This window comes from Calderihabitans maritimus, assembly GCF_002207765.1.
Lineage (GTDB): Bacteria > Bacillota > KKC1 > Calderihabitantales > Calderihabitantaceae > Calderihabitans > Calderihabitans maritimus.
Map to the genome: position 1 here is coordinate 1 of NZ_BDGJ01000174.1, position 3957 is coordinate 3957.

4 protein-coding genes are annotated in these 3957 nt (G+C 43.0%); all 4 read left to right on the forward strand.

Annotated features, from left to right (window positions below; all coding sequences use genetic code 11):
* Positions 1-157 precede the first annotated feature (157 nt).
* The 4 genes from KKC1_RS13360 (at position 158) to KKC1_RS13375 (ending at position 3945) form a co-directional block, all read left to right on the forward strand.
* Positions 158-856: a LysM peptidoglycan-binding domain-containing protein gene (locus tag KKC1_RS13360; protein WP_088554939.1), complete on the forward strand. Its 699-nt coding sequence runs from the start codon at positions 158-160 to the stop codon at positions 854-856.
* 136 nt (positions 857-992) lie between these two features.
* Positions 993-1592: a flavodoxin family protein gene (locus tag KKC1_RS13365; protein ID WP_088554940.1), complete on the forward strand. Its 600-nt coding sequence runs from the start codon at positions 993-995 to the stop codon at positions 1590-1592.
* A 37-nt stretch (positions 1593-1629) separates the two neighbouring features.
* Complete coding sequence (locus tag KKC1_RS13370; RefSeq protein ID WP_088554941.1) at positions 1630-2631, forward strand: deoxyguanosinetriphosphate triphosphohydrolase; 1002 nt, start codon at positions 1630-1632, stop codon at positions 2629-2631.
* A 330-nt stretch (positions 2632-2961) separates the two neighbouring features.
* Positions 2962-3945, forward strand: coding sequence for a sigma-54-dependent Fis family transcriptional regulator (locus KKC1_RS13375; RefSeq protein ID WP_088554942.1), 984 nt, complete (start codon positions 2962-2964; stop codon positions 3943-3945).
* The last annotated feature ends 12 nt before the right edge of the window (positions 3946-3957 follow it).

Here is a 3957-nt window from a genome sequence, read left to right on the forward strand (position 1 = left end):
CGTAATTTGACGTACACTTTTAAGCCTCGATTGGAGCAGGGAAAATTTTACCCGATACTACTTGACACATTCAACTCCAGACGCATACTTGAGAAAATTAACTAATTGAGGTAAAATTAACATTGAAATATATCCGGCAAGATGGGGATAGAGAACCTTGAAATTCAGAAAAATACTTTATTTGCTAATAATTGTACTTATGGCGGGAGTTCCCCGGCCTCTCTTTGCTGAAGAGACCGTGGCTGCGGCAGAGGTTGACCATCAGCACCAGTATGTGGTCAAAGCCATCCATATCGTAAAGAAAGGGGAAAGCCTCTGGTCCATCAGTCGCCATTATGGCGTAGAATTGGAAAAGCTTATGGAAGCAAACGATCTAACTTCGGACACCATATTCCCGAGACAAAAACTTGTTATTCCGGCGGAAAATGTTCCAGAGGCCGGTAACTCGCAGGCGAAAGAGGGAGAATTTATCCACTGGAACCAGGTGCAAAATATGTTCCGGTTGTTTGATTTTGCCACGGTTACCGACATGGAGACAGGATTGACTTTTCGGGTACAGCGAACCGGAGGAAGATTCCATGCCGACGTAGAACCTGTTTCACAGGACGATACGGCGATCATTAAAAAAATTTACAACGGTCAATGGAGCTGGTCCCCGCGAGCAGCTTTAGTTGCAGTGAACGGGCATACTATTGCTGCTTCCATAAGCGGAATGCCCCATGGTAGAGGAGTTATAAAACATAACGACTTTCCTGGTTACATGTGTATCCATTTTCGGGGCAGCCTCAAAACTTCTGACCTGAAGGAGGACCTTGAGCACCAGAAAATGGTAAGAAAAGCTGCGGGACTGGATTGACCCTTATTGATCGGTTACGCGGAAGAAATCCTCTGCTTGCAGGCAGGGGGTTTCTTTTTATAGTTTTTTATTGTAGTGGCAGGAACTCTGGGGTCCAAAAACGTATATACTAATGTTATAGATTGGAGGTGTTCCAATGTTAATTGTAGCTTTAAACGGAAGTCCCAAAAAAGACGGCAACACCGCCTTTTTATTGAAAGAAGCTCTGAAAGTGGCGGAGAGCAAAGGAGCAGAAACGAAACTCATACATGTAGTGGACGTACTGGCGGACCAAAAAGTGCCTTTCTGCAATAATTGTTCGGAACCATGCCGGGGAGTGTGCTCGCAGGGTAAAAAACTGGGAGAAGCTTACGATGTTTTGCGCCGTGCGGACGGCCTGTTGTTGGGAAGTCCTGTATACTTTGGAACGGTTTCCGCACAGCTTAAAGCCTTTTGGGACAAGTCTCGTATATTAAGAAAAGAAAAAGCTCTTTTAAATGTAGTGGGCGGAGCGGTTACTACCGCCGCCGGTAGATTTGGAGGGCAAGAGACTACTTTAAAGGCTCTGTATGATATGATGCTGGTACACGGTATGACCGTGATCGGTGATGGTTACCGGGAAGACGATTGCGGACACCACGGTGCGTGTGCTCAAAAACCGTCTGCTCAAGATGAAAATGCTATCAAACGGGTACGAGTTTTAGCTAAACGTTTGGTGGAAGTGGCGGAGGCTACCCGTTCTTTGCGGCTCCGGTAAAGAATAAAACAACTAGAAACTGTGGGGTTTTGAGGTTATGCGATTACGGGAGCAAATTGAACAATGGGAGAGGGAGCATTTATCCCGCTATGCTGCCCTTAGCGGAGAAAGCAGAGGAAGAGCAAGGCCGGAGGATCCGTGTCAAATTCGAACGGCTTTTCAGAGAGACCGTGACCGCATAATTCACTCCAAAGCTTTCCGAAGGTTGAAACATAAAACCCAAGTATTTATTGCTCCGGAGGGGGACCATTACCGCACCCGATTAACTCATACCTTGGAGGTAGCGCAGATTGCCCGTACTATTGCCCGCGCCCTGCGCCTGAATGAAGACCTCACCGAAGCTATAGCCTTGGGCCATGACCTAGGACATACCCCCTTTGGACATGCAGGAGAAGAAGCCCTCAACCAAGTATATACTGAAGGTTTTAAGCATAATGAACAAAGTCTGCGAGTAGTCGATGTCCTGGAACAAGGAACAGGATTGAATTTAACCTGGGAGGTAAGAGACGGTATACTTCACCATACCGGTTCCCAGAAACCTTCCACCTTAGAAGGGCAAATTGTTCGTATCGCAGACAGGATAGCGTATATCAATCATGATATTGATGATGCTATCAGAGCAGGGATAATCAGGGAAGAGGATTTACCCAAAGACTGCCTGGATATTTTGGGGTATCAGCACCGGGATAGGATTAACACCATGGTAATGGATATGATTAACTCCAGCTGGGATCAGCCTGAAATTAGAATGAGCGATGCGGTCCAAAAAGCTACTGACCGTTTACGGAGTTTCCTTTTTGACAACGTATATATTGGTTCTCGGGCTAAATCAGAGGAGCATAAGGCGAAGCTTTTGGTCAAGGAACTGTACTATTACTATTTAGAACATCCGAAGATGTTGCCTCCGGACCTCCGCGACTATGCAGAGAAAGTAGGGGTAGAGAGAGCTGCCTGCGATTATATTGCAGGAATGACCGACCGGTATGCTGTTGCCCAATATGTCCGGCTTTTTGTCCCTCAGGCATTCCGTAATTTGTAACCAAAGAGGGAAGGCTGCAGTGCTCTCTTCGCTAGTCAAGCTATTTGGGTAGTGACTAGCTACCCAACAGGAGCGTTCTGCTGCCTTCCCTTCGTTAATTATATTGCCTAAAAAACCTATAAATTATACATTGAATTGTTTAATTTTTTAGGTATGAGCCTTTTGTAGTAATTTCTAGCTTTTACATATCGAGGGCTTAAAGATAAGAAAGGACTTCACCCCAGATTTGAGAATCTTTCAAGTGACTGAACCCAAAGGAGTGAAGTCCCTTTTATATTCTCCAAGAAACTCTATATTTTAATTTAAAGTGTAAAGTGGAGAGGTGGAATTATGACACAGATTGGCATTATAGCGCCTTACAGGAAAATGTATTATGAAGCTCTTGATATAAGAGAAGAATTAAAAGGGGAAATTGATGTAAGAATAGGATTATTAAGCAATGCGGTTGATGTTGCTAAAGATATGATCAAAAATGGAGTGCAAGTCTTGATTAGCCGGGGCGGCACTTTAAAATATATACGTCAGGAATTTTCCAATATTCCCCTTGTTGAGATAGAAATAAGCAGCTACGATATAGCCGAAGCTATATTGGAAGCGAAAAAAATCAGTCCCAATATAGCACTTATTATATTTGACAACATGCTTTATGAGAAAAGAGATTTATCAGCACTATTTAACATCAATTTGAAAACCTTCTATATTAAAAGAGAGGAACAGGCCGTAGATGCTATAAGGAGGGCCGTAAATGAAGGTTATGAAGTTATGGTAGGCGGTGTGATAGCAAACAAAGTATCACAGCAGATGGGTATTCACAGCATTTTGATATCTTCTGGAAAGGATTCAATCTATCGCGCTGTTAGACAGGCTCAGGACATTTTATACTACAGAAAAGATGTTTTAAAGCAAATGAAATTGGTTGAAACGGTTATGGAAAACACACCTATAGGTATTATTACTACCGACAGATCCGGGAGAATTAAAATGATCAATTTTCCTGCCCTAGATATTATTAAAATGCCCCGGGAACACGTTTTAGGTCAGGACATAAGAAAGATTATACCTGAATTAAGCCCTGACAGAAAAACAAATGATTTTATCAAGGACTTTAATGGGCATAAAATTATGGTGAATTTGAAACCTATAGATATCGTGTCATCAAATATAGGCACCATTATCACTATGGAAGAAATCAGTACAATAAATAAAAAAGAAAAGTATATCAGAAGTGCTTTTATCAAAAAAGGCCATGTGGTGCGTATTCCGGTCAAATTGGATACCGATTCCGGTTCAAACTGGACGGCTAGTCCGGTTTAAACTGGACGCTCG